The 20,346-nt window shown below is 68.0% G+C and carries 18 protein-coding genes; 3 read left to right on the forward strand and 15 right to left on the reverse strand.

Features of this window, described 5'->3' with window-relative positions; translation table 11 throughout:
• Positions 1-246: 246 nt before the first annotated feature.
• The 14 genes from NM961_RS16420 to frr all read right to left on the reverse strand — a co-directional run bounded on the left by NM961_RS16420 (position 247) and on the right by frr (position 15,476).
• Entirely contained in the window at positions 247-1,488 is a 1,242-nt protein-coding gene (locus NM961_RS16420) for a polyhydroxyalkanoate depolymerase (protein WP_255915495.1), read from the reverse strand.
• A gap of 306 nt (positions 1,489-1,794) precedes the next feature.
• On the reverse strand, positions 1,795-2,409 hold the full coding sequence (rnhB, locus tag NM961_RS16425; protein WP_255915496.1) for a ribonuclease HII: 615 nt from the start codon (positions 2,407-2,409) through the stop codon (positions 1,795-1,797).
• 4 nt (positions 2,410-2,413) lie between these two features.
• Positions 2,414-4,129 carry a sulfatase-like hydrolase/transferase gene (locus tag NM961_RS16430; RefSeq protein WP_255915497.1) on the reverse strand — a complete coding sequence of 572 codons (1,716 nt, stop codon included), beginning with the start codon at positions 4,127-4,129 and terminating at the stop codon, positions 2,414-2,416.
• A gap of 79 nt (positions 4,130-4,208) precedes the next feature.
• Positions 4,209-5,411 carry a lipid-A-disaccharide synthase gene (gene lpxB / locus NM961_RS16435; RefSeq protein WP_255915498.1) on the reverse strand — a complete coding sequence of 401 codons (1,203 nt, stop codon included), beginning with the start codon at positions 5,409-5,411 and terminating at the stop codon, positions 4,209-4,211.
• Positions 5,412-5,419: 8 nt separating this feature from the next.
• Positions 5,420-6,190, reverse strand: coding sequence for an acyl-ACP--UDP-N-acetylglucosamine O-acyltransferase (lpxA, locus tag NM961_RS16440; RefSeq protein WP_255915499.1), 771 nt, complete (start codon positions 6,188-6,190; stop codon positions 5,420-5,422).
• Complete coding sequence (gene fabZ, locus NM961_RS16445; RefSeq protein ID WP_255915500.1) at positions 6,190-6,657, reverse strand: 3-hydroxyacyl-ACP dehydratase FabZ; 468 nt, start codon at positions 6,655-6,657, stop codon at positions 6,190-6,192. The genes lpxA and fabZ overlap by 1 nt, the downstream gene beginning before the upstream one ends.
• Complete coding sequence (gene lpxD / locus NM961_RS16450) at positions 6,654-7,682, reverse strand: UDP-3-O-(3-hydroxymyristoyl)glucosamine N-acyltransferase (RefSeq protein WP_255915501.1); 1,029 nt, start codon at positions 7,680-7,682, stop codon at positions 6,654-6,656. The genes fabZ and lpxD overlap by 4 nt, the downstream gene beginning before the upstream one ends.
• The gene (locus NM961_RS16455) at positions 7,679-8,209 is read right to left on the reverse strand and encodes an OmpH/Skp family outer membrane protein (RefSeq protein WP_255915502.1); all 531 of its coding nucleotides are present in this window, start codon (positions 8,207-8,209) and stop codon (positions 7,679-7,681) included. The genes lpxD and NM961_RS16455 overlap by 4 nt, the downstream gene beginning before the upstream one ends.
• 78 nt (positions 8,210-8,287) lie before the next feature.
• On the reverse strand, positions 8,288-10,636 hold the full coding sequence (gene bamA, locus NM961_RS16460; protein ID WP_255915503.1) for an outer membrane protein assembly factor BamA: 2,349 nt from the start codon (positions 10,634-10,636) through the stop codon (positions 8,288-8,290).
• Between the two features lie 78 nt (positions 10,637-10,714).
• Positions 10,715-12,079 (reverse strand): RIP metalloprotease RseP, encoded by a 1,365-nt coding sequence (gene rseP, locus NM961_RS16465; protein WP_255915504.1) that lies wholly within the window; start codon positions 12,077-12,079, stop codon positions 10,715-10,717.
• Between the two features lie 7 nt (positions 12,080-12,086).
• Positions 12,087-13,277, reverse strand: coding sequence for a 1-deoxy-D-xylulose-5-phosphate reductoisomerase (locus tag NM961_RS16470; RefSeq protein WP_255915505.1), 1,191 nt, complete (start codon positions 13,275-13,277; stop codon positions 12,087-12,089).
• Positions 13,274-14,089, reverse strand: coding sequence for a phosphatidate cytidylyltransferase (locus NM961_RS16475; RefSeq protein ID WP_255915506.1), 816 nt, complete (start codon positions 14,087-14,089; stop codon positions 13,274-13,276). The genes NM961_RS16470 and NM961_RS16475 overlap by 4 nt, the downstream gene beginning before the upstream one ends.
• A 45-nt stretch (positions 14,090-14,134) precedes the next feature.
• Positions 14,135-14,857: a polyprenyl diphosphate synthase gene (uppS, locus tag NM961_RS16480; protein WP_255915598.1), complete on the reverse strand. Its 723-nt coding sequence runs from the start codon at positions 14,855-14,857 to the stop codon at positions 14,135-14,137.
• A gap of 61 nt (positions 14,858-14,918) precedes the next feature.
• Positions 14,919-15,476, reverse strand: a complete 558-nt coding sequence (frr, locus tag NM961_RS16485; protein ID WP_255915507.1) for a ribosome recycling factor — start codon at positions 15,474-15,476, stop codon at positions 14,919-14,921.
• Between the two features lie 216 nt (positions 15,477-15,692).
• Between frr and NM961_RS16490 the strand changes: the two genes are divergently transcribed.
• The gene (locus tag NM961_RS16490) at positions 15,693-16,412 is read left to right on the forward strand and encodes a YebC/PmpR family DNA-binding transcriptional regulator (protein WP_255915508.1); all 720 of its coding nucleotides are present in this window, start codon (positions 15,693-15,695) and stop codon (positions 16,410-16,412) included.
• A gap of 122 nt (positions 16,413-16,534) precedes the next feature.
• On the opposite strand, the gene pyrH is transcribed toward NM961_RS16490, so the two are convergent.
• A complete protein-coding gene (pyrH, locus tag NM961_RS16495; protein WP_255915509.1) occupies positions 16,535-17,251 on the reverse strand; it encodes a UMP kinase in 717 nt (238 codons plus the stop codon).
• Between the two features lie 326 nt (positions 17,252-17,577).
• On the opposite strand from pyrH, the gene NM961_RS16500 reads away from it, so the two are divergent.
• Both NM961_RS16500 and NM961_RS16505 read left to right on the forward strand, forming a co-directional pair.
• Positions 17,578-18,126: a hypothetical protein gene (locus NM961_RS16500; RefSeq protein ID WP_255915510.1), complete on the forward strand. Its 549-nt coding sequence runs from the start codon at positions 17,578-17,580 to the stop codon at positions 18,124-18,126.
• A 68-nt stretch (positions 18,127-18,194) separates the two neighbouring features.
• Positions 18,195-20,243, forward strand: coding sequence for an alkaline phosphatase (locus NM961_RS16505; protein ID WP_255915511.1), 2,049 nt, complete (start codon positions 18,195-18,197; stop codon positions 20,241-20,243).
• The last annotated feature ends 103 nt before the right edge of the window (positions 20,244-20,346 follow it).

Raw genomic sequence — 20,346 nt, forward strand, 5'->3', positions numbered from 1 at the left:
GGCCTGCATGCGAAAGCTATTGATCATTCTCAATGCGCGTGTGCGCGACGAGCTATCTGCGCTGGCGGCCGTCTAAACGCTTGTTTCGGCGTGAGGGGCAAGACAGTTGCTCTCCCCCAAGCGAGCTTGGGGAGAGGGAGCTTTCCGTTTTTTCTTGAAGAAATCCGGCAAATTTCACTCGCCAGAAACTCCGGATTCCGCCGCGCACTCCCTGCGAATCCCGAATCCCGAATCCCGAATCCTGCCTCACCCGTGCTTGCGAATGAACTCGCGCACATCCGGATAAACCACATCGCGCCAGCGCCGGCCGCTGAAGATGCCGTAGTGGCCGGCGCCTTTCACGGTGAGATGGCGCTTGTTCTGCGCGGCGATGCCGCTGCACAGGGTGTGGGCGGCTTCGGTCTGGCCCAGGCCGGAGATATCGTCGAGTTCGCCTTCGATGGTGAACAGGGCGGTGGTCTTGATGTCTTCGGGGCGCACGCGCTGGCCGTTCACGTCCCACAGGCCGCGCGGCAGCAGGTGCTGCTGGAATACGGTGGTGATGGTGTCCAGGTAATACTCGGCCGGCATGTCGAGCACGGCGTTGTATTCGTCGTAGAACTTGCGGTGGGACTGGGCATCTTCCAGGTCGCCCTTGAGCAGGTCCTCGTAGAAATCCCAGTGCGAACTCAGATGCCGGCCCGGGTTCATGGCGATGAAGCCGGCGTGCTGCAGGAAGCCCGGATAGACGCGGCGGCCGTGGCCGGGATAGTTGGCTGGCACGTCGTGGATGACGGTGTTCTGGAACCAGGACAGCGGCTTGGTCGTGGCCAGGTCGTTGACCTGGGTGGGACTGCGGCGGGTGTCGATGGGGCCGCCCATCATGGTCATTGTGCGCGGCGTGGTCTCGCCGTTGCTGGCCATCAGCGAGATTGCCGCGAGCACCGGCACCGTGGGCTGGCAGACCGAGACCACGTGCAGGTTCTTCGCGCCGATATGGCGGATGAATTCCTGCACGTAGGCGACGTAGTCATGCAGATGGAAGGCGCCGGCCTCGCGCGGCACCATGCGCGCGTCTATCCAGTCGGTGATGTAGACCTTGTGATCCTGCAGCAGGGTGCGCACGGTGTCGCGCAGCAGGGTGGCGTGATGGCCGGACAGCGGCGCCACGACCAGCACGACGGGGTCGTCCTTGAGGTCGTCGACGGTGGCGGCGTCGTCGGTGAAGCGCTTGAAGCGGATCAGGTTGCAGAAGGATTTCTGCAGCGCCTTGTATTCGACGATGGGCACTTCATGGCCGTGGGCGATGACGCTGCGGATGTCGAACGGCGGCTTCTCGTAGTCCTTGCCCAGCCGGTACAGCAGCTCGAAGCCCGCGGCGATGCGCGGCGCGCCGGGAACCTGGGACAGCAGGGTGCTCTTGTCGCTCCAGGTCTTGGCGCCGGCCTCGGCGAAGTGGACCAGCGGGCTCATCAGGGAGCGTTGCAGCTCGTGCAGGTGGTACAGCATGGGCAGGGACCGGCAGGGGAGGAGTGGCGACCCGGGATTGTAGTCGGCCCGGATGCAAGCAAGGGACATGCCCCAGGTAACAATTGGTCGCAATCCGGCGAAGGCGGTGTGTCAGCGGCCGCCGGCCAGGGGCTACGGGATGCCGGAAAACGGCGGCGTTGCCGCGCGCCGGGCCGCGTGGCGGCGCAGTTTCGGCATTGCATGGCGGTCGGCGCGGGCGGGCGTTCAGCCCTGGCGCGGATCGGGCGGCGTGCAACACCGCGGTCGTGCTCTCCGGTCCCCGCCCCGATGCAGCGACAACGACTGTCAGAAAAGCTCAGGTTCCAGCAGCGCCCGCACGGGGGCAAAACTGCGCCGATGGTGCTCGCAGGGACCCAGGCGGGCCAGTGAGGCCAGGTGCTCGGGCGTGGGATAGCCCTTGTGCTGGGCGAAGCCGTAGCCGGGGTGGACGGCGTCCAGCGCGGTCATCAGGCGGTCGCGGGCGACCTTGGCCAGGATCGAGGCCGCGCTGATGGCCGGTTCGCTCGCGTCGCCGCCGACCACGGCGCGGCCGGGGCAGGCCAGTTGTTTCGGCAGGCGGTTGCCGTCGATCAGGGCCAGCTGCGGCACTACGGCCAGCGCGGCCAGGGCGCGGCTCATGCCCTGCATCGTGGCCTGGAAGATATTGAGGCGGTCGATCTCGGCAACGCCGATCTCGATCACGGCGAAGGCCAGGGCGCGTTCGCGGATGCGCGGCTCCAGCACGTTGCGGCGCTGTTCGCTGAGGTATTTGGAATCGTCCAGGCCGCGGATGGGCCGGGCCGGGTCGAGTATCACCGCGGCGACGACGACCGGGCCGGCCAGCGGGCCGCGGCCGGCTTCGTCCACGCCGGCGACCAGGGTGCCGGGTTCCAGGTCGGTGACGGTGCGGCGCCGGCGCATGGTTTCAATCCTTCAGCGCGCCGAGCCGGCCGTAGACATAGTCGTGGTAGGACTCCAGCATTTTCGGATCGGCGCAGTCGAAATAGCGTCCCTGGCAGCGGTCGCGCAGCAAGGTGTTGGCTTCGTAGAAGTCGTCCTTGCGCAGGTCGGCCACGTCCAGCAGCAGCGAGCCCAGGTAGATGATGTCGAGCAGCTCGAAGTCGACTTTCTTGCGCAGGGGAAAGTTGGACTTGAGCATGTAGTAGGTGATCTTGGTCGGATCGGTGACGCCCTTGGGCACGCGCTTTTCCATCGCGTTGATGGCGCCGTCGAAGGAGGGCTGGTGATCGCCGAAGTGCATCAGCACGGTACGGCGGGTGCCGGCGAACAGCTTCTGCTCCAGCTCGGACATGGCCTGCTCGGACTGCTCCAGGCGCGACAGGTAATTGCTCATGTTGAGGTTGAGCCAGGCGTCGAGCTTGTTCGGGAACAGCGGCTTGTTGTACGGCGAGGGCAACTGGCCCAGCGGCGTCATGTGCGGGCCGTGCTGGTGCAGGGTCAGCATGAAGACGAACAGCGGCGTGTCGGGGAATTCCTTGCGTTCCTGGGCGATGACCTTGTCGAACACCTTGAGCAGGTCGAAGTCGGTGGATTCCCAGCCCAGGCCGTTCTCGCTGCCGTCGTAGAACTCGTCGAAGCCGTAGTAGCTGTAGGCATTGCGCGCGTTGATGAAGCTGCCCGACATGGGATAGATCACCAGGGTGCGGTAGCCGTTTTCCTTCATCACCTTGGGCAGGCTGAAGGCCACGCGCGGGGCCAGGTTGAACGGCGCGTACAGGCCGGCATTGCCGAACAGCACGTGGGCCATGCTGGTGAGGAAGGCGAATTCGCTGGTCCAGGTGCCGCCGCCCCAGGTATGCACCTGCAGGTAGCCGTGGGCGCGGGTGCGCTTGTCGTCCTGGAACAGCTTGCGCTTGCACAGCGGCAGCTTGCATACCGCGAGCATGGTCGGGTCGAAGGTGCTTTCCTCCAGCACCACGAAGATATCCGGGCGCTGGCGCGGATCGCCGACCGTGGCCACCTGTTCGTTCCAGACCTGGCGCTCCGCGGCGCCTTCCACCAGCACCGGCGGCTGGATCTGGGTGGAATAGAACGAGATGAAGAAATCGGTGAGGTAGCTCTTGTCGTTCATCGCCGCCCACATGCCCTTGGCATAAACGGCGGCGAACGGCCCTTGCGGCGACATCGCCCGCACCAGCGCGAACAGGCTGGCGGCGGCGACCACGCCCAGCAGCAGGTGGCGCCAGCGCGGCCGCCAGGCGGCCAGCAGCTGCGGCTTGTCTATGCGCCAGATGCCGACGAGGCTGACCGGCAGCAGCACCAGGCCGATGAAGCTCGCGATCAGCAGCAGCGGATAGCGCAGCACCACTTCCACGGTGTCGGCGTTGGCAAAGTAGACCAGGTCCGGCGCGAGCAGCGGCGTGGTCATGTAGATCATCTTCAGCACGCTGGCAGCCAGCAGCAGCGAAAACAGCGCAGCGGTGGCGATCAGGCTGAAGGCGACGCGGCGGCTGAGGCAGATCAGCAGCAGGCAGAAGCCGCCGCTGAGCACACTGGTGTAGATGCGTTCCTCGTGCGTGCCTTCGCTGAGCGGCCCATAGAGCAGCATCGCCGCATAGGCCAGTACCGCCAGCAGGTGCAGCAGCAGGCCGCGGCGGTCGAGCGGAGGTAGGAGTCGCATCACCGGCATATACGGGCGGAAGTGGCGCGCATGGTGCGGTGGGGCAGGGGCGAGGTCAATGGTCGCGCCGGGCGCGGCGTCAGCCGGCGTTGCCGCCGATCAGCCCGGCCACGGCCGCGGCGGCGCCGTGGTCCGCATCGCCGATCAGCTGGCGGTGCAGGCGCTCGAATTCGGCGACCAGGGCGACGCGGCCGGCGCTGTCGGCGTAGAGCGCGAGCAGGGCATCGGCCAGCGCCTGCGGGGTGCAGGCATCCTGCAGGATTTCCGGCACCAGGTCGCGCCCCGCCAGCACATTGGGCAGCGAGTAGCGCGTGGTGCGCATCAGCTTGAACCAGGTGACGATCCTGTAGGTCAGCGGGGCGACCTTGTAGGCCACCACCATCGGCCGCTTGGCCAGCATGGTTTCCAGTGCCGCGGTGCCGGAGGCGACCAGTACCAGGTCGGCGGCGAGCAAGGCTGCGTGGGCCTGGCCGTCGATCAGGTGCAGGCTGGTCTTGAGATCCAGCCCCAGGCCGTCGGCGATCTGCTCCAGCGCCGCGCGGCAGGCGGGCGTGGCCATGGGCGCGACCACCTGCAGGCCGGGTATGGCCTGCTGGCAGCGGCGCGCGGCGAGCAGGAAATCCGCGCCCAGGCGGCGGATCTCGCCGAGACGGCTGCCGGGCAGCAGGGCCAGCACCGGCGCGTCGGCGGACAGGCCCAGGGTAGCGCGCGCCGGCCCGCGCTCGGCCAGCAGCGGGAAACGATCGGCCAGGGGATGGCCGACGAAGCGCGCGTTGACGCCGTAGCGGGCGTAGATGGGCGGTTCCATCGGGAACAGGCACAGCACCAGATCGGCGCTGCGGCCCATCTTCTGCGCGCGCTTTTCCTTCCACGCCCAGACCGAGGGGCTGACGTAGTGCACGGTGCGGATGCCGGCGGCCTTGAGCTGGCGTTCCAGGCGCAGGTTGAAATCGGGGGCGTCTATGCCGATGAACACATCCGGGCGCAGGGCGAGCAGGCGCTGGCGCATGTCACCGCGGATGCGCAGCAATTCGGGCACGTGGCGCAGCACTTCGACCAGGCCCATGACGGAGAGCTTTTCCGCCGGATACCAGGCTTCCAGGCCGGCGGCGACCATCTGCGGTCCGCCTATGCCGACGAAGCGCGCCTGCGGAAAGCGCTGGCGCAGGGCGGCGATCAGGCCGGCGCCGAGCAGGTCGCCCGAGGCCTCGCCGGCGATCAGCGCAATCGTCGGCGCCGCGCCGGGGGCGGCGGCGAGGTCTTCGCTGCCGTGCCGGGTCATGGCGCGGCTCAGCGCACCAGCGAACGCTGGCTGCGGTCGATGAAATCCAGCATCAGCTTGACGTCGGGCGCCTCGGAGGAGGCTCGGGCCAGTTCCTCGCGCGCCTCGGCCAGGGGCAGGCCGGACTTGTACAGGGTCTTGTAGGCGCGGCGTATGGACAGGATGCGTTCGCTGTCGAAGCCGCGCCGCTTGAGGCCTTCGCTGTTGATGCCCTTGGGCTCGGCGAAGCTGCCGGCGACGGTGACGTAGGGCGGCACGTCGCGGTTGATGATGGAGCCCATCGAGGTGAAGGCGTGCGCGCCGACCTGGCAGAACTGGTGTACCAGGGTGAAGCCGCCGAGGATGACCCAGTCGTCCACCGTGACATGGCCGGCCAGCGAGGCGGCGTTGGCGAAGATGACGTTGTTGCCGACGATGCAGTCGTGGGCCAGGTGTACGTAGGCCATCAGCCAGTTGTCGTTGCCGATGCGGGTGACCCCGCCGCCGTCCTCGGTGCCGCGGTTGAAGGTGACGAATTCGCGGATGACGTTGCGGTCGCCGATTTCCAGGCGCGAGCTTTCGCCGTGGAATTTCTTGTCCTGCGGCGCGGCGCCGATGGAGGCGAACTGCCAGATCTTGTTCTCGCGGCCGATGCGGGTCGGCCCTTCGATGACGACGTGGGGGCCTATCCAGGTGTCGTCGCCGATCTCCACGTCGGCGCCGATCACCGAATAGGCGCCGACGCTGACGTTGTTCCCCAGGCGGGCCGCCGGGTCGATAACTGCGCTGGGGTGGATCATCAGTCGTTACGCTCCGCGCACAACAGTTCGGCCTCGGCCACCACCTTGCCGGCCACCAGGGCCTGGCACCAGAACTGGCCCATGCGGCGGATCATGCGCTTCTGCTCCACTTCCAGCACCAGCTGGTCGCCCGGGCCTACGATGCTGGAGAAGCGCGCCTTGTCCACCTTGACCAGGTAGAACAGCGAGCTGTGGCTGGGCGATTCGGCGTTGGTCAGCTGTACCAGCAGGCCCGAAGCCTGCGCCAGCGCCTCGATGATGAGCACGCCCGGCATCACCGGATGGCCCGGGAAATGGCCCTGGAAGAACGGCTCGTTGATGGTGACGTTCTTCAGCGCGGTCAGGCGCTTGCCGGCTTCGAACTGGGTGACGCGGTCCACCAGCAGGAACGGGTAGCGGTGGGGCAGCAGGTCGAAGATGCGACCGACGTCCAGCGGCAGGACAGTGCTGGCGTTTGAACCATTCATACAGCGGAATCCTTTTCTAGGGCACTCAGTCGACGCGCCAGTTCGTCCAGCTGGCGGAATCGCGCGGCGTTGCGGCGCCACTGGGCCTTGTCCAGGGCGGGCATGCCCGAGGAGTACTCGCCAGCGGCAGGGATGGAACTGGTGACCAGGCTCATCGCGGTCACGACGACCCGGTCGGCGATGGTCAAGTGGCCTAGGATACCGGCCGCGCCGCCAATCTGACAGTAGCGGCCGATGCGGGCGCTGCCGGCGACCGCGGAACAGCCGGCCATGGCGGTATGGGCGCCGATGTGGACGTTGTGGGCAATCTGGATCTGGTTGTCCAGGCGCACGTCCTCCTCCAGCACCGTGTCCTCCAGCGCGCCGCGGTCTATGGTGCAGTTGGCGCCGATCTCGCAGTCGTCGCCGATGCGCACACCGCCGAGCTGCGGCACCTTGATCCAGTGGTCGCGCTCGAAGGCCAGGCCGAAGCCGTCGGCGCCGATCACGGTGCCCGGATGCACCAGCACGCGCGCGCCCAGGCGCACCCGCGTCACCAGGGTGACCCGGGCCACCAGGCGCGCCTGCGGGCCTACGCGGCAGTCCGGGCCGACCAAGCAGGCCGGGCCCAGCACGGCGCCGTCCTCGATCACCGCGCCGGCCTCGATCACGCAGTGCGGACCTATGCTGGCGCTGGCGGCGACCTGGGCCTGCGGATCCACGACGGCGCTGGGATGGATGCCCGACGGCGCGGCGGTGCTGCGCTCGAACAGGGCGGCGATATGGGCATAGGCGACGTAGGGATCGCGCGCGATCAGCGCCGTGCCCTGGCGCAATGGCGCGTCGTCGGCGCGCAGCACGACCACGCCGGCGGCGCTGGCCTGCATCTGTGCGCGGTAGCGCGGGTTGGACAAAAAGCTGAGCTGGCCGGGGCCGGCCAGGGCCAGCGTGGCCACGCCTTCGACCTGGGTTGCGGCGTCGCCGCGCAATTCCAGGCCGAAGCGCTCGGCCAGCGCGCCGGCGCGCCATGCGATGGCGGCGCTCATGGCGTGGCCTGGCGTTTCTGGAATTCGCGGCGCAGGCGTTCCAGCACCCGGTCGGTGATGTCGATGCGCGGATCGGCGTAGACCACCGGACTGGGCACCACCAGGTCCAGCCCCTGTTCGCGTGCGTAGTCGACCACGGTGTTGTTGATCTCCTGCCAGCTCTTGTCGAGTTCCTGGTCGCTGCGGCTCTTGAGTTCGGCGCGCAGTTCTTCGCGGGTGCGCTTGACGTTGCGCTCCAGCGCGTCGATTTCGCGCTTGCGCGTGTCGGCAGTGGGCTTGTCCAGCTGGGCGCCCTCGCTGTCGAAGCTGCGCCGCAGTTCGGCCAGGCGGGCTTCGTCCTGCTTGAGGCTGGTGTCGCGGGCGGCGAATTCGCGCTGCAGGCGCTCGCGCCCGGCCTGGACCTGGGGCGCGTTGTCCAGCAGCCGCTTCATGTCCACGTAGCCCAGTTTGGACTGGGCCAGCGCGGTCAGCGGCAGCAGCACCAGCGCCGCCGCGAATGTCCATGTTGCGAATGCGTGCTGGCCCACGCCTTTCTCCTGGTCAGGTCGGCGGGACGGACGCGCAGGCCGCGTCCGTCGTCGCCCCCGTGATGATGCCAGTTTCGATCAGAACTGGGTGCCGAAGGAGAACTGGATGGATTCGGTCTTGTCGCCGTCCTTCTTGCGGATGGGACGGGCCAGGTTGATGGTGATGGGGCCCACCGGCGCCTGCCACTGCAGGGCCAGGCCGGTGGACGCGCGCAGCTCGCCGGCGTCGAAGTCGCCGAAGCTCTTGTACACGTTGCCCACGTCGAGGAAGGCGGAGATGCGCACCGAATCGCTGTCCTTGGCGAACGGCGTGGGCAGGATCAGCTCGGCCGAGCCCAGCACCTTGAACGCGCCGCCCAGCGGCTGGCAGTAGTCGCTGAAGACGCTGACCTTCTCGCACGGGCCCAGGGTGTTGTCCTCGAAGCCGCGCACGTCGCGCACGCCGCCGGCGTAGAAGTTCTCGAAGAAGGGCAGGCCGCCGATGCGCATGCGCACCTTCTCCGGACTGTTCGGATGGTAGCGGCCGATCGCGTCCTTGTAGCTGTCGCCGTAGCCGAGGTTGCCCGAGACCAGGAAGGTGAACTTGTCGCTGAGCGGGAAGTAATGCGCGCCCTGGTAGTAGAGCTTGTAGTACTCCAGCGTGGAGCCGGGCAGGGCGATCTCGGCCGAGATCGACTGCAGGCCGCCGCGGGTCGGGGTGAAGTACTTGTTGCGCGTGTCGTGCGACCAGGACGCCGTCAGGTTCCAGGTGTTGATGGTGCGGCGGTCGAGGTTGGTGATGTAGTCGATGATGCTCGGCGGGGTATAGCCGTCGAACACGTTGATCTGGGTGCGGTTGACGCCGAGCTGGAACTGCACGCCGTCGGTCTCGCCGATGGGCACGCCCACGAAGGTGGAGAACGCGGCCGTGTCGGTCGAGTAATTGGCGATGTTGGCCTCGCTCTGGTCGAGGTTGCGCACGCTGGCGTTGTAGCCGACGCTGATGCCGGTGTCGTTGAGATACGGCTGGGCGTAGCTCAGGTCGTAGCGCTTGAGGTAGGAACTCTTCTGCACCGTCATGGCGACGCGGTCGCCGGTGCCGAGGAAGTTGTTCTGCGACACCGACACCGAGGCGATCAGCTTCTGCACCTGCGAATAGCCCAGGCCGAACAGCAGGCTGCCGGAGGGCTGTTCCTCCACCGTCACCAGCATGTCGACCTGGTCTTCGCTGCCGGCGACCTTGGGCGTCTGTATGTCGACGGTCTTGAAATAGCCCAGGCGCTGCAGGCGCACCTTGGAGCGGTCGATCGCGGCCTGGGAATACCAGGACCCTTCCAGCTGGCGCAGCTCGCGGCGCAGCACCTCGTCCTCGGTGCGCACATTGCCCTTGAAGGTGATGCGGTTGACGTAGACGCGCTTGCCCGGCTCGATGAAGAAGGTCACCTCGACGGTGCGGTTGTCCTTGTCGGTCTTGGGCACCGGGGTCACTTCGGCGAAGGCGTAGCCGATGTTGGACAGCACCGAACTCATGGCCTTGGCCGACTGCTCCAGCTTGCGCCGGGAGAACTGCTCGCCAGGCTTGGTCTTGAGCAGGGCGCGCAGGCTTTCCTCGGGCAGCACCAGGTCGCCGAGCAGCTTGATGTCCTTGATGGTGTACAAGTCACCTTCGTGCACATTGGCGCTGACGTAGATGTTGCGCTTGTCCGGGCTGATGGAGACTTCGGTCGATTCGATGTCGAAGTCGGCGTAGCCGCGGTCGAGGTAGTAGGAGGCCAGCTTCTCCAGGTCGCCGGAGAGCTTCTCGCGCGAGTACTGGTCGTTCTTGGAATACCAGGACGTCCAGTTGGTGGTGTGCGACTCGAACTCGTCGCGGATCTCCTTGTCGCTGAAGACCGTGTTGCCGACGACGTTGATGTGCTTGATCTTGGACGCCTTGCCCTCGGCGATGTTGATGTTGATGTCGACGCGGTTGCGGTCCAGCGGCGTCACCTTGGGCGTGATCGTGACGTTGTACTTGCCGCGGTTGTGGTACTGGCGCACCAGTTCCTGCTGCACCCGGTCCAGCTGCAGGCGGTCGAAGGTCTCGCCTTCTTCCAGGCCTATGCCCTTGAGGCCCTTGCGCAGCTCCTCTTCCTTGAGTTCCTTGTTGCCCTTGAGGGTGATCTTGGAGATGGCCGGGCGTTCCTGCACCGTGACGACGAGGATGTCGCCCTGGCGCGAGAGCTGCACGTCGTTGAAGAAGCCGGTCTTGAACAGGGCGCGGATGGCTTTTTCCGCCGCGTCGGCGGTCATGCGGTCGCCTTTTTCCACCGGCAGGTAGGTGAACACCGTGCCGGGCGCGATGCGCTGCAGGCCATCGATGCGGATTTCCGAGACGACGAAGGACTCGAACGCGTGGGCCTCGGCGGCGAGGCAGGCAAGCAGGAGCAGGGCGGCGATACGCTTCATCGTCAATCCGTCAGGAGTTTTCTTATTGGCGGCAGGTGCCTGCCGCGGCTTGTCGAGGTGCGCCGGCGGCGCTGTCGGTCAGGACAGGATCCGGTGCACGATGTCGTTGTAGAAGGCCAGCCCCATCAGTGCGGCCAGCAGTACCAGTCCGGCGTACTGGCCGGCGATCAGCGCTTTCTCGCTGAGCGGGCTGCCCTTGATGGACTCGATAAGGTAATACACGAGGTGACCGCCGTCCAAGATCGGTATGGGCAGCAGGTTCATGATGCACAGGCTCAGCGAGATCAGGGCGAGGAACTGGAAAAAGTGGGCGCTGCCTTCCTGCGCCGAGGCATTGGCGACCTGGGCGATGGTGACCGGGCCGGACAGGTTCTGCAGCGAGGCCGTGCCGACCAGCATGCGCTTGAGCATGGCCAGGGTCTTGCCGGTGAGGTTGGCGGTCTCGCGCAGGGCGGCCGGGACGGCCTCCAGCGGGCCGTAGCGCAGCAGGGCGTCGTAGGGCGCCCGCTCGCCGGTGCGCTGGCCTATGCCCACGCGCCAGACCTGCTTGCCCTGTTCGTTGGTTTCCTGCCGGGGCGTCACGGCCAGCTCCAGCGGCTTGTCCTCGCGCAGTACGCTCAGTTTCAGGGCAGTGCCGGGCTGGGCCTCGGCCTGGACGGTGCTGACCAGGCTGTCCCAGTCCGCCACCGGCTTGCCGTTCAGGCTGATGACGCGGTCGCCCACCTTGATGCCGGCGGCTTCCGCCGGGCTGCCGGCGGCCACCTCGCCCACGCCGGGCGTGCCGTACAGCGCGAATTTCGGTACCAGGCCGATCGCGCGCAGGGCGGCCATGTCGTCCTTGCCGGCGTCGATGCGGCTGAGGTCGAGCTGGCGGCTGTGCCTGCTGCCGTCGGCGGCGGTCACGGCGACGGCGATGTCGCGCCGGTCCAGGGCGTGGCCCAGCAGCACCAGGCTGGCGTCGGTCCAGTTGCTGACCGGCTCGCCGGCGATGCTGTCGATGCGGTCGCCGGCGGCGAAGCCGGCCGTGGCGGCGATGCCGTCGGCGCGGCCGACCAGGGGCTGGTAGTCGGGCTTGCCGACCACGAACATGGCCCACAGGGCGAAGATGGTGAAGATGAGGTTGAATGCCGGCCCGGCGATGACGATGAGCATGCGCTGCCAGATCGGCTTGGCGGTGAAGTCGCCGCTGCGTTCGGCCGGGCCGACGTCGTATTCGCGCGAATCCAGGAACTTGACGTAGCCGCCCAGCGGGATGGCGGCGATGCAGTATTCGGTGCCGTCCTTGCCGATGCGGGTCCACAGCGGCTTGCCGAAGCCGATGGAGAAGCGCAGCACCTTGACCCCGAAACGGCGCGCCACCCAGTAGTGGCCGAACTCGTGGAAAGTCACGAGCAGCCCCAGGGTCACGGCCAACCACCAGATTGACGAGAAGAAATTGCTCATTCGGGGCTCAACAGTGCAGGCGGCGCATCATACGTTGCGCGGTGGCGCGGGCGGTTAAGTCCGTCTGAATGAGCTGGGCCAGGTTGGCGACGGGTTCAGGCGGGATTTCGTCCAGGCAGGCCTCGATCACCTCGCTGATGGCGAGGAAAGGCAGCTGGCCATCGAGGAAGGCGGCCACGGCGACCTCGTTGGCCGCGTTCAGCACGGTCGGCGCGGTGCCGCCGGCGCGCAGCGCGGCGTAGGCCAGGCCCAGGCAGCGGAAGGTGTCCAGGTCCGGCGGCTGGAAGTCCAGGCGCCCCAGGGCGATGAGGTCCAGCGGCTTCACGCCGGCGTCCAGCCGCTGCGGCCAGGCCAGGCCGTAGGCCAGGGCGGTGCGCATGTCGGGGTTGCCGAGCTGGGCCAGCACCGAGCCGTCGGCGTATTCGACCAGGGAATGCACGATGCTCTGCGGATGCACGACTACGTCGATGCGTTCCGCCGGCGCGCCGAACAGGAAGTGCGCCTCGATCACTTCCAGCCCCTTGTTCATCAGGCTGGCCGAATCCACCGAGATCTTGCGGCCCATGCTCCAGTTGGGATGGGCCACGGCCTGTTCCGGCGTGATGGCGCCGAGTTCGGCGCGGCTGCGGCCGCGGAACGGCCCGCCCGAGGCGGTCAGGATCAGCCGGTTCACGCCGGCCGCGTCCAGCCCGCCGCGGCGGCTGGCGGCGGCGGGCGGCAGGGCCTGGAACAGGGCATTGTGTTCGGAATCCACCGGCAGCAGCTCGCCGCCGCCGGTTTCCAGCGCCGCCAGCAGCAGCGGCCCGGCCATGACGATGGCTTCCTTGTTGGCCAGCAGCAGGCGCTTGCCGGCGCGGGCCGCGGCCAGGGTCGATTCCAGCCCCGCCGCGCCGACGATGGCGGCCACGACCGTATCGCAGAGTTCGCCCGCGGCGGCCTGGTTCAGCGCCTCGCTGCCGCTGGCGGCGAGGGTCTTGAGGCCGGCCTGGCGCAGGCGCCGGGCCAGTTCGGCTTCCAGTGCCGGATCGGCGATCACGGCCAGGTCCGGTTCAAAGCGCAGGCACAGCTCCGCCAGGGCATCGACGCTGCGATGCGCCGCGAGCACGCTGGCGCGGAAGCGCTGCGGATGACGCGCGATCACGTCCAGGGCGCTGGTGCCGATGGAGCCGGTGGCACCGAGGACGGCGACTTTTCTCATGCGCGCAGCAGGGCCAGCCCGGCTGCCCACACCGGCAGCGCGGCGAACACGCTGTCCAGGCGGTCGAACATGCCGCCGTGGCCGGGGAACAGGTCGCCGGAGTCCTTCATGTTGGCGTGGCGCTTGATCAGGCTTTCGTACAGATCGCCGACGATGGACGCCAGCACGGTGAGCATGGCCAGCAGGAAGATGCCGGCCAGGGCCATGCCGCGCATACCCAGCAGCCAGGCGCCGGCCACGCCGACCACGGCGGAACTGGCCACCGCGCCGTAGACGCCGGCCCAGGTCTTGCCCGGGCTGATGCGCGGCGCGAGCTTGGTGCGGCCCCAGCGGCTGCCGGCCAGGTAGGCGCCGCTGTCGGCGACCCAGACCAGCATCAGGCCGAACAGGGTCCACCAGGGGCCGTGATCGGCCGCGCCGTGCACCTGCAGCAGGCCGCACCAGGCCGGCACGACGATGAGGAAGCCGGCCGCCAGCTTGAGCGCGGTGTTCTCCCGCGTCGGCGCGACGGCGAAGCTGAAATGGCGCAGCCACAGCGCGGCCGCCAGCCACCAGGCCAGGCCGGCGCCGATCACCGCCCACCAGGCCGTGCCGCCGCGCTCCAGCCACAGGGCGGACATGGCCAGGCCGTGCAGGGCGACCACGCTGCTGCGCGCGGGCGTCTGGCGCAGGCCGAGCAGGCGGGTCCATTCCCACAGGGCGTAGAGGAAGACGCCGCCGGTTATCGCGGCGAAGATCACCGTGGGCACGAAAAGGATCAGCGCTATCGCCAGGGGCGCCAGCACCAGCGCCGTCAACGTGCGCGTTTTCATCGGAGATGCCACGGGATCACGCTGCTCCAGGCTGAAAGGGGAAAGTCATGGCTGGGCCGCCGCGGCGACCTGGGCGCTGGTCTTGCCGAAACGGCGCTCGCGGCCGGCATAGTCGGCCAGTGCGGCCTCGAAGGCCGCAGTGTCGAAGTCCGGCCATAGCGTCGAGGTGAAGTAGATCTCGGCGTAGGCAATCTGCCACAGCAGGAAATTGCTCACCCGCTGTTCGCCGCCGGTGCGGATGAACAGGTCCACCGGCGGCTGGTCGGCCAGGCACAGGTAGGGCGCCAGGCTATGTTCGTCGATGCGTTCGGGGTCCAGCGTGCCGGCCTGGACCGCCCGCGCCGCGGCGCGCGCGGCCTGGGCCATATCCCAGCGCCCGCCGTAGTTCACCGCCACGTTCAGGGCGAGCTGGCGGTTGGCGGCGGTGCGTTCCATGGCGGCCTGCATGCGGCCGGCCAGGGCCGGGGCGAAGGCGCCGAGGTCGCCGACGAAGCGTATGCGCACGCCGTGGCCGTGCAGTTCCTCGACCTCGCGGTCCAGCGCCTTGAGGAACAGTTCCATCAGCGCGCTGACCTCGTCCTGCGGCCGCTGCCAGTTCTCGCTGGAAAAGGCGAACAGGGTCAGCGCGGCGATGCCGCGGCGCAGGCAGAACTCGACCGCGCCGCGCACGGCTTTCTGCCCGGCGTGGTGGCCGAAGGTGCGCGGGCGCAGGCGCTTGCGCGCCCAGCGGCCGTTGCCGTCCATGACGATGGCGACATGGCGCGGCAGGCGCGGGTCTGTGCTGCCCGGCGCGGGCGGGCTGGCGAGCGGATCCAGGTGCGTGCTCCGCTCAGAGCGCCATCAGTTCGTCTTCCTTGGCCTTGACCACCGCATCGACATCCTTGATCGCCTTGTCGGTGAGTTTCTGGATGTCTTCCTCGGCCTTGCGCTCTTCGTCCTCGGTGACCTTCTTTTCCTTGAGCAGCTCCTTGACGTGCTGCATGGCGTCGCGGCGCACGTTGCGCACGGCGACCTTGGCGTCCTCGCCCTCGCTGTGCACCTGCTTGGACAGGGCCTTGCGGCGTTCCTCGGTGAGCGGGGGCAGGTTGATGCGGATGACCATGCCGGCGGTGGTCGGGTTCAGGCCCAGGTCGGAGCTGATGATGGCTTTCTCGATCGGCTGCACCATGGTCTTTTCCCACGGCGTAATGGTGATCGAGCGGGCGTCCTGCACGGCCACGGTGGCGACCTGGGACAGCGGCGTGTCGGTGCCGTAGTAGTTCACTTTCAGGTGGTCGACCAGCGCCGTCGTGGCGCGGCCGGTGCGCAGGCGCTGCAGGTCGTGGCGCAGCGCTTCGACGCTCTTGGCCATGCGGGTCTGGGCGTCTTGCTTGATGTCGTTGATCATGGCGGCGAAATCCTTAGGCCGGAACAAAGCGGCCGGAGTATAGCGTTCCCGGGCGCGGCGCGGGTTGGGGCGGGCGGGGCCGGAATGGGCGGTTCGGGAGCGGGGATCCGTGCAGGCCGGGGCATTGCGCCGCCGGCAGCGGTGCCGGTCCTACCCAGTTGCCGCGGCCAGCAACTACAATCCGCCCCCAATTTTCCGGTACGGCAGGTATTCGCAATGGGCAGATTGATGGCCATTGAAGGGCGCAAGAACGCCCAGGACGCGCGGCGCGGCAAGATCTTCACCAAGGTGGTGCGCGAACTCACCGTCGCCGCCCGCGCCGGCGGCAGTGACCCCAAGGCCAATCCGCGCCTGCGCCTGGCCATGGACCGCGGCCTGGCCGTGAACATGCCGCGCGATGCGATGGAACGGGCGATCAAGAAGGCCACCGGCGAGCTGGAAGGCGTCAGCTACGAGGAAATCCGCTACGAGGGCTATGCCCCCGGCGGCGTCGCGGTGATCGTGGACTGCATGACCGACAACAAGGTCCGCACCGTGGCCGACGTGCGCCATGCCTTCTCCAAGTGCGGCGGCAACCTGGGCACCGACGGCTCGGTGTCCTTCATGTTCCGCAAGCTGGGCGTGCTGAGCTATCTGCCCGGCAGCGACCAGGATGCCATCGAATCCGCCGCGATCGAGGCCGGCGCCGACGACATCGTGGTCTATCCCGATGACAAGTCCATCGACGTACTCACCAGCCCCGACAGCTTCGAGACGGTCAAGCAGGCCATGGAAGCCGCCGGCCTCAAGCCCGAACACGCCGAAGTCAGCCTGCGCGCCGACAACGACATCGCCGTCTCCGGCGAAACCGCCCAGGCCGTGCTCAAGCTGATCAATATGCTTGAGGACATGGACGACGTGCAGAACGTGTATTCCAACGCGGACGTGACGGAGTAGGGAGCAGAGCCGGGATTGGATAGTCGGGATTCGGGATCGGGGCAGGAGCCCGCTTTCCATCCCGAATCCCCGCTTTCAAGGGATTGGAGCCGTGATCCGCCTCCAATCCCCAATCCCCGCCCTCAGGTCACCAGCGTGCCCACCGGCTCGCCCTTGGCGATGCGCAGCAGGTTCCCGGCCACGCCCATGTCGTAGACGCGCAGCGGGATCTTGTTGTCGCGGCACAGGGCGATGGCGGTGGTGTCCATCACCTGCAGGTTGCGCTGGATCACCTCGGTATAGGTGAGCTTGTCGTAGCGCTCGGCGCTGGGGTCCTTCTTCGGGTCGGCGCTGTAGATGCCGTCGACCTTGGTCGCCTTGAGCAGCAGGTCGGCGCCGACCTCGATGGCGCGCAGGGCGGCGGCCGAGTCGGTGGTGAAGAAGGGGTTGCCGGTGCCCGCGGCGAACAGGGCGATGCGGCCCTTTTCCAGGTGGCGTATGGCGCGGCGGCGGATGAAGTCCTCGCACACTTCGTTGATCTTGATGGCGCTCATCACGCGGGCGTAGGCGCCGAGCTTCTCCAGCGCATCCTGCATCGCCAGGGCGTTCATCACCGTGGCCAGCATGCCCATGTTGTCGCCGGTGACGCGGTCCATGCCGGCCTTGGCCAGGCCTTCGCCGCGGAAGATGTTGCCGCCGCCGATGACCACGCCGACCTGCACGCCCGCGCGCTGGATCTCGATGATTTCCCGTGCCAGGCGATTGAGCACCTTGGGGTCGATGCCGTAGTCGGCTTCGCCCATGAGGGCTTCGCCGCTGAGCTTGAGCAGGATGCGTTTGTATTTGATCTCGCTGGGCATGGCAGTCCTTCAGGCTCTGGACGCGGCCACGGTCGTTCGGCGCAGTGGCGCGGCCGAATCCGTGGGCGTGTGGATGGGTGGGGGCGAACGGGGCCCCAAAATGCGCGCGATCATACCGCAGTCGCGCCCGCGCCGGCGCGGCAAAAATCCGCCGGCACGCCTGTTTGCACGGGTGCGCCGCGCGTGCGGCGCAGGCCTGGGCGCGGCGCACCCGTCATGCGGCTGCCGCCTGCGCGACGCCGCGGCGTAACCGCCATTTCACAAACCCGCACTACTGTCCCCGCCGATTTGCACGGCCGCACCGCACGACCGCCGGGAGACCTCGCATGTTCCGCCGCCTCATCGCCGCCCTGGTCCTGGGCGCCTGCGCCGCGCACGCCGTGGCGCACCAGTCCCACCAGGCCGTGCCCACGCGCCCGGCGCCGCAGCAACTGCTGGTGGAAAAGGCCCTGCCGCCGCCGCCGCGCGGCGTGGAAGAGCTGCGCTTCCGCGACGTGTTCAAGAACCCGGTCGGCGCCTACGGCCTGGAGCCGACCGGGCGCCTGCTCAGCCTGGACGGCAAGCGCGTGCGCGTAGTCGGCTACATGGTGCGCCAGGCCGAAGGCGGCGCCGGCGCGTTCGTGCTCAGCCCGCTGCCGCTGACCCTGGGCGATGCCGACGAAGGCCTCGCCGACGACCTGCCGCCCAGCGCCCTGCTGGTGCAGATGCCGGCCCAGGCGGCGCTGCGTCCGGATCACATGGCCGGCCTGATCCAGCTCACCGGCCGCCTGCGCGTGGGCCGGACCGAATCTGCCGCGCTGCCCGGCCGCGTGTTCCCGGCCGCGCTGGAGCTGGACGAGAAGCTCCAGAAGCTGATCGCAAAAAACAACAAGTGAACAATTTTGCGCAGGTGCCGCGGCGCCGCGCTTTGCTCTCCACTCTCCATCCATTGCAAGGAACTGCCATGCGCATCCTGATGCTTTCCCGCCTCGCCCTGGGCACCGCCCTGGCGCTGGGCCTGTTCGCCGCGCCGGTCCAGGCCGCCACGGTCTCGCGCCTGACCCCGCCCAGCGAACTGTTCGCCTCCGGCACCTCGGATCCGGTGATCTCGCGCTTCCTGCCCGGCCAGCGCTTCGACCTGCAGGCCACGGTGCAGCCGGATGCCGGCGAGACCATCGAAAGCTTCCGCTTCCTGGTCGACGGCAAGGTCGTCAACGGCCCGACGCCGATCGGCGGCGGGGGCGCCAGCGATCCGCGCCTGCTGCGCAATGGCCTGGTGCGGGAGACCGGCCCGGCCGCCTGCATCGCCAACGGCAAGACCACCGGCGCGGCCGGCTGTTCGCTGGTCGCCGGCCTCGCCGCCGGCTCGGCCGTAGTCAGCTTCCGCGGCTACAGCAATTACGAGCCGGGCGTGCACGAGTTCAAGGTCAACGCGCGCACCAGCACCGGCCGCACCCTCAGCGCAACCGGAAATTTTGAGGTGGTGGGCATCGCCGAAGGCGGCAAGCCGGCGAAGAACATCATCATCCTGCTCGGCGACGGCATGGGCGCCTCGCACCGCACGGCGGCGCGCATCATGGCCAAGGGCTATGCCCAGGGCAAGGCGCGCGGCAAGCTGGCCATGGACACCTTTCCCTACACCGGCCAGGTGATGACGGCCTCGCTCAACTCCATCGTCACCGACTCGGCGCCGGGCATGGCGAACTACGTCTCCGGCAACAAGGCCAACAACAACGAAGAAGGCGTGTGGCCGGACGACACCCTGGCCGCGTTCGACAATCCGCGCATCGAATACCTGTCGCAGTACCTGCACATGCTGCAGGGCAAGTCGCTGGGCATAGTCACCACCTCCGACGTGTTCGACGCCACCCCGGCGGCCAACGCCGTGCATACCGCGCTGCGCGGCAACGGCACCGGCATCGTCGACCAGTTCCTCGACGAGAGCGACAAGACCGGCCTGACCGTGCTGCTCGGCGGCGGCCGCAAGTGGTTCCTGCCCAATCCGTCCAACAGCACCAGCCCGCAGCCGGCCAACGGCTCGCAGCGCCGCGCCAGCACCGACTATGTGCTGCCCGCCGACATCATCGCCGGCTGGGGCGTGGCGCCGGGCAAGCTGGATCCGGAGCGCGACCTGATTGCCGATTTCGTCGGCGCCGGCTTCGCCTACGCGCCGGACAACACCGCGCTCAACACCGCGTTCAGCCGCGGCGTGCCGGACAAGCTGCTGGGCCTGTTCGCCTACTCCAACATGAATGTGTCCTACGACAAGATCGCCGCGCGCCGCGGCAACCGCGAAGTGGTCGATGCCTTCGGCTTCCCCGACCAGCCCATGCTGGACGAGATGACCGACAAGGCGCTGCAGGTGCTGTCGCGCAATCGCAACGGCTTCGTCGCGATGATCGAAGGCGCGTCCATCGACAAGCAGGCCCACCTGATGGACACCGACCGCTGGATCCACGATGTGATGGAGTTCGACCGCGCCGTCGCCGTGGCGCGCCAGTTCGCCGAGCGCAATCCGGACACCCTGGTCATCGTCACCGCCGACCATGAATGTTCGGGCGCGGCCATCATCGGCGCCGCCACCGTCACGGCGGCCCAGCTCGAAGCCGACCGCCTGCAGGGCAAGAACGTGGTCGGCATCTACGAGGCCGCCCGGTTCCCGCGCTACACCCTGGCCGCCGACGGCTATCCGGTCACCACGCACATCGACCACAAAATGCTGATCGGCTACGGCGCCAATGCGGACCGCTATGAGAACTGGCTGCCCAGCGCGTTTCCGACGCGCGACTCGCAGCAGCCGTTCCCGCCGGCCCAGTCCCCGGCCAACCCGAGCGTGCGCAACAAGGACAACGGCGTGCTGATTACCGGCCAGATCGCCGGCGACCAGGCCGCGCACACCGGCACCGACATCCCGCTGTCGGCGTTCGGCCGCGGTTCCAGCCACTTCACCGGCACCTTCGACAACACGGATGTGTTCTTCAAGCTCGGCCAGATTGCGGTCGGCGGCGAGTGATTTGCGTGCCGGAACGCAGCGGCTTTGGCCCTGCGTTCCGGCGGCGCGCGACGGGATTGGTGATTCGGGAATCGGGATTGAAAGTGGCCTCGCCCGCTTCTAC

It is taken from the genome of Tahibacter harae (assembly GCF_024437735.1).
Lineage (GTDB): Bacteria > Pseudomonadota > Gammaproteobacteria > Xanthomonadales > Rhodanobacteraceae > Tahibacter > Tahibacter harae.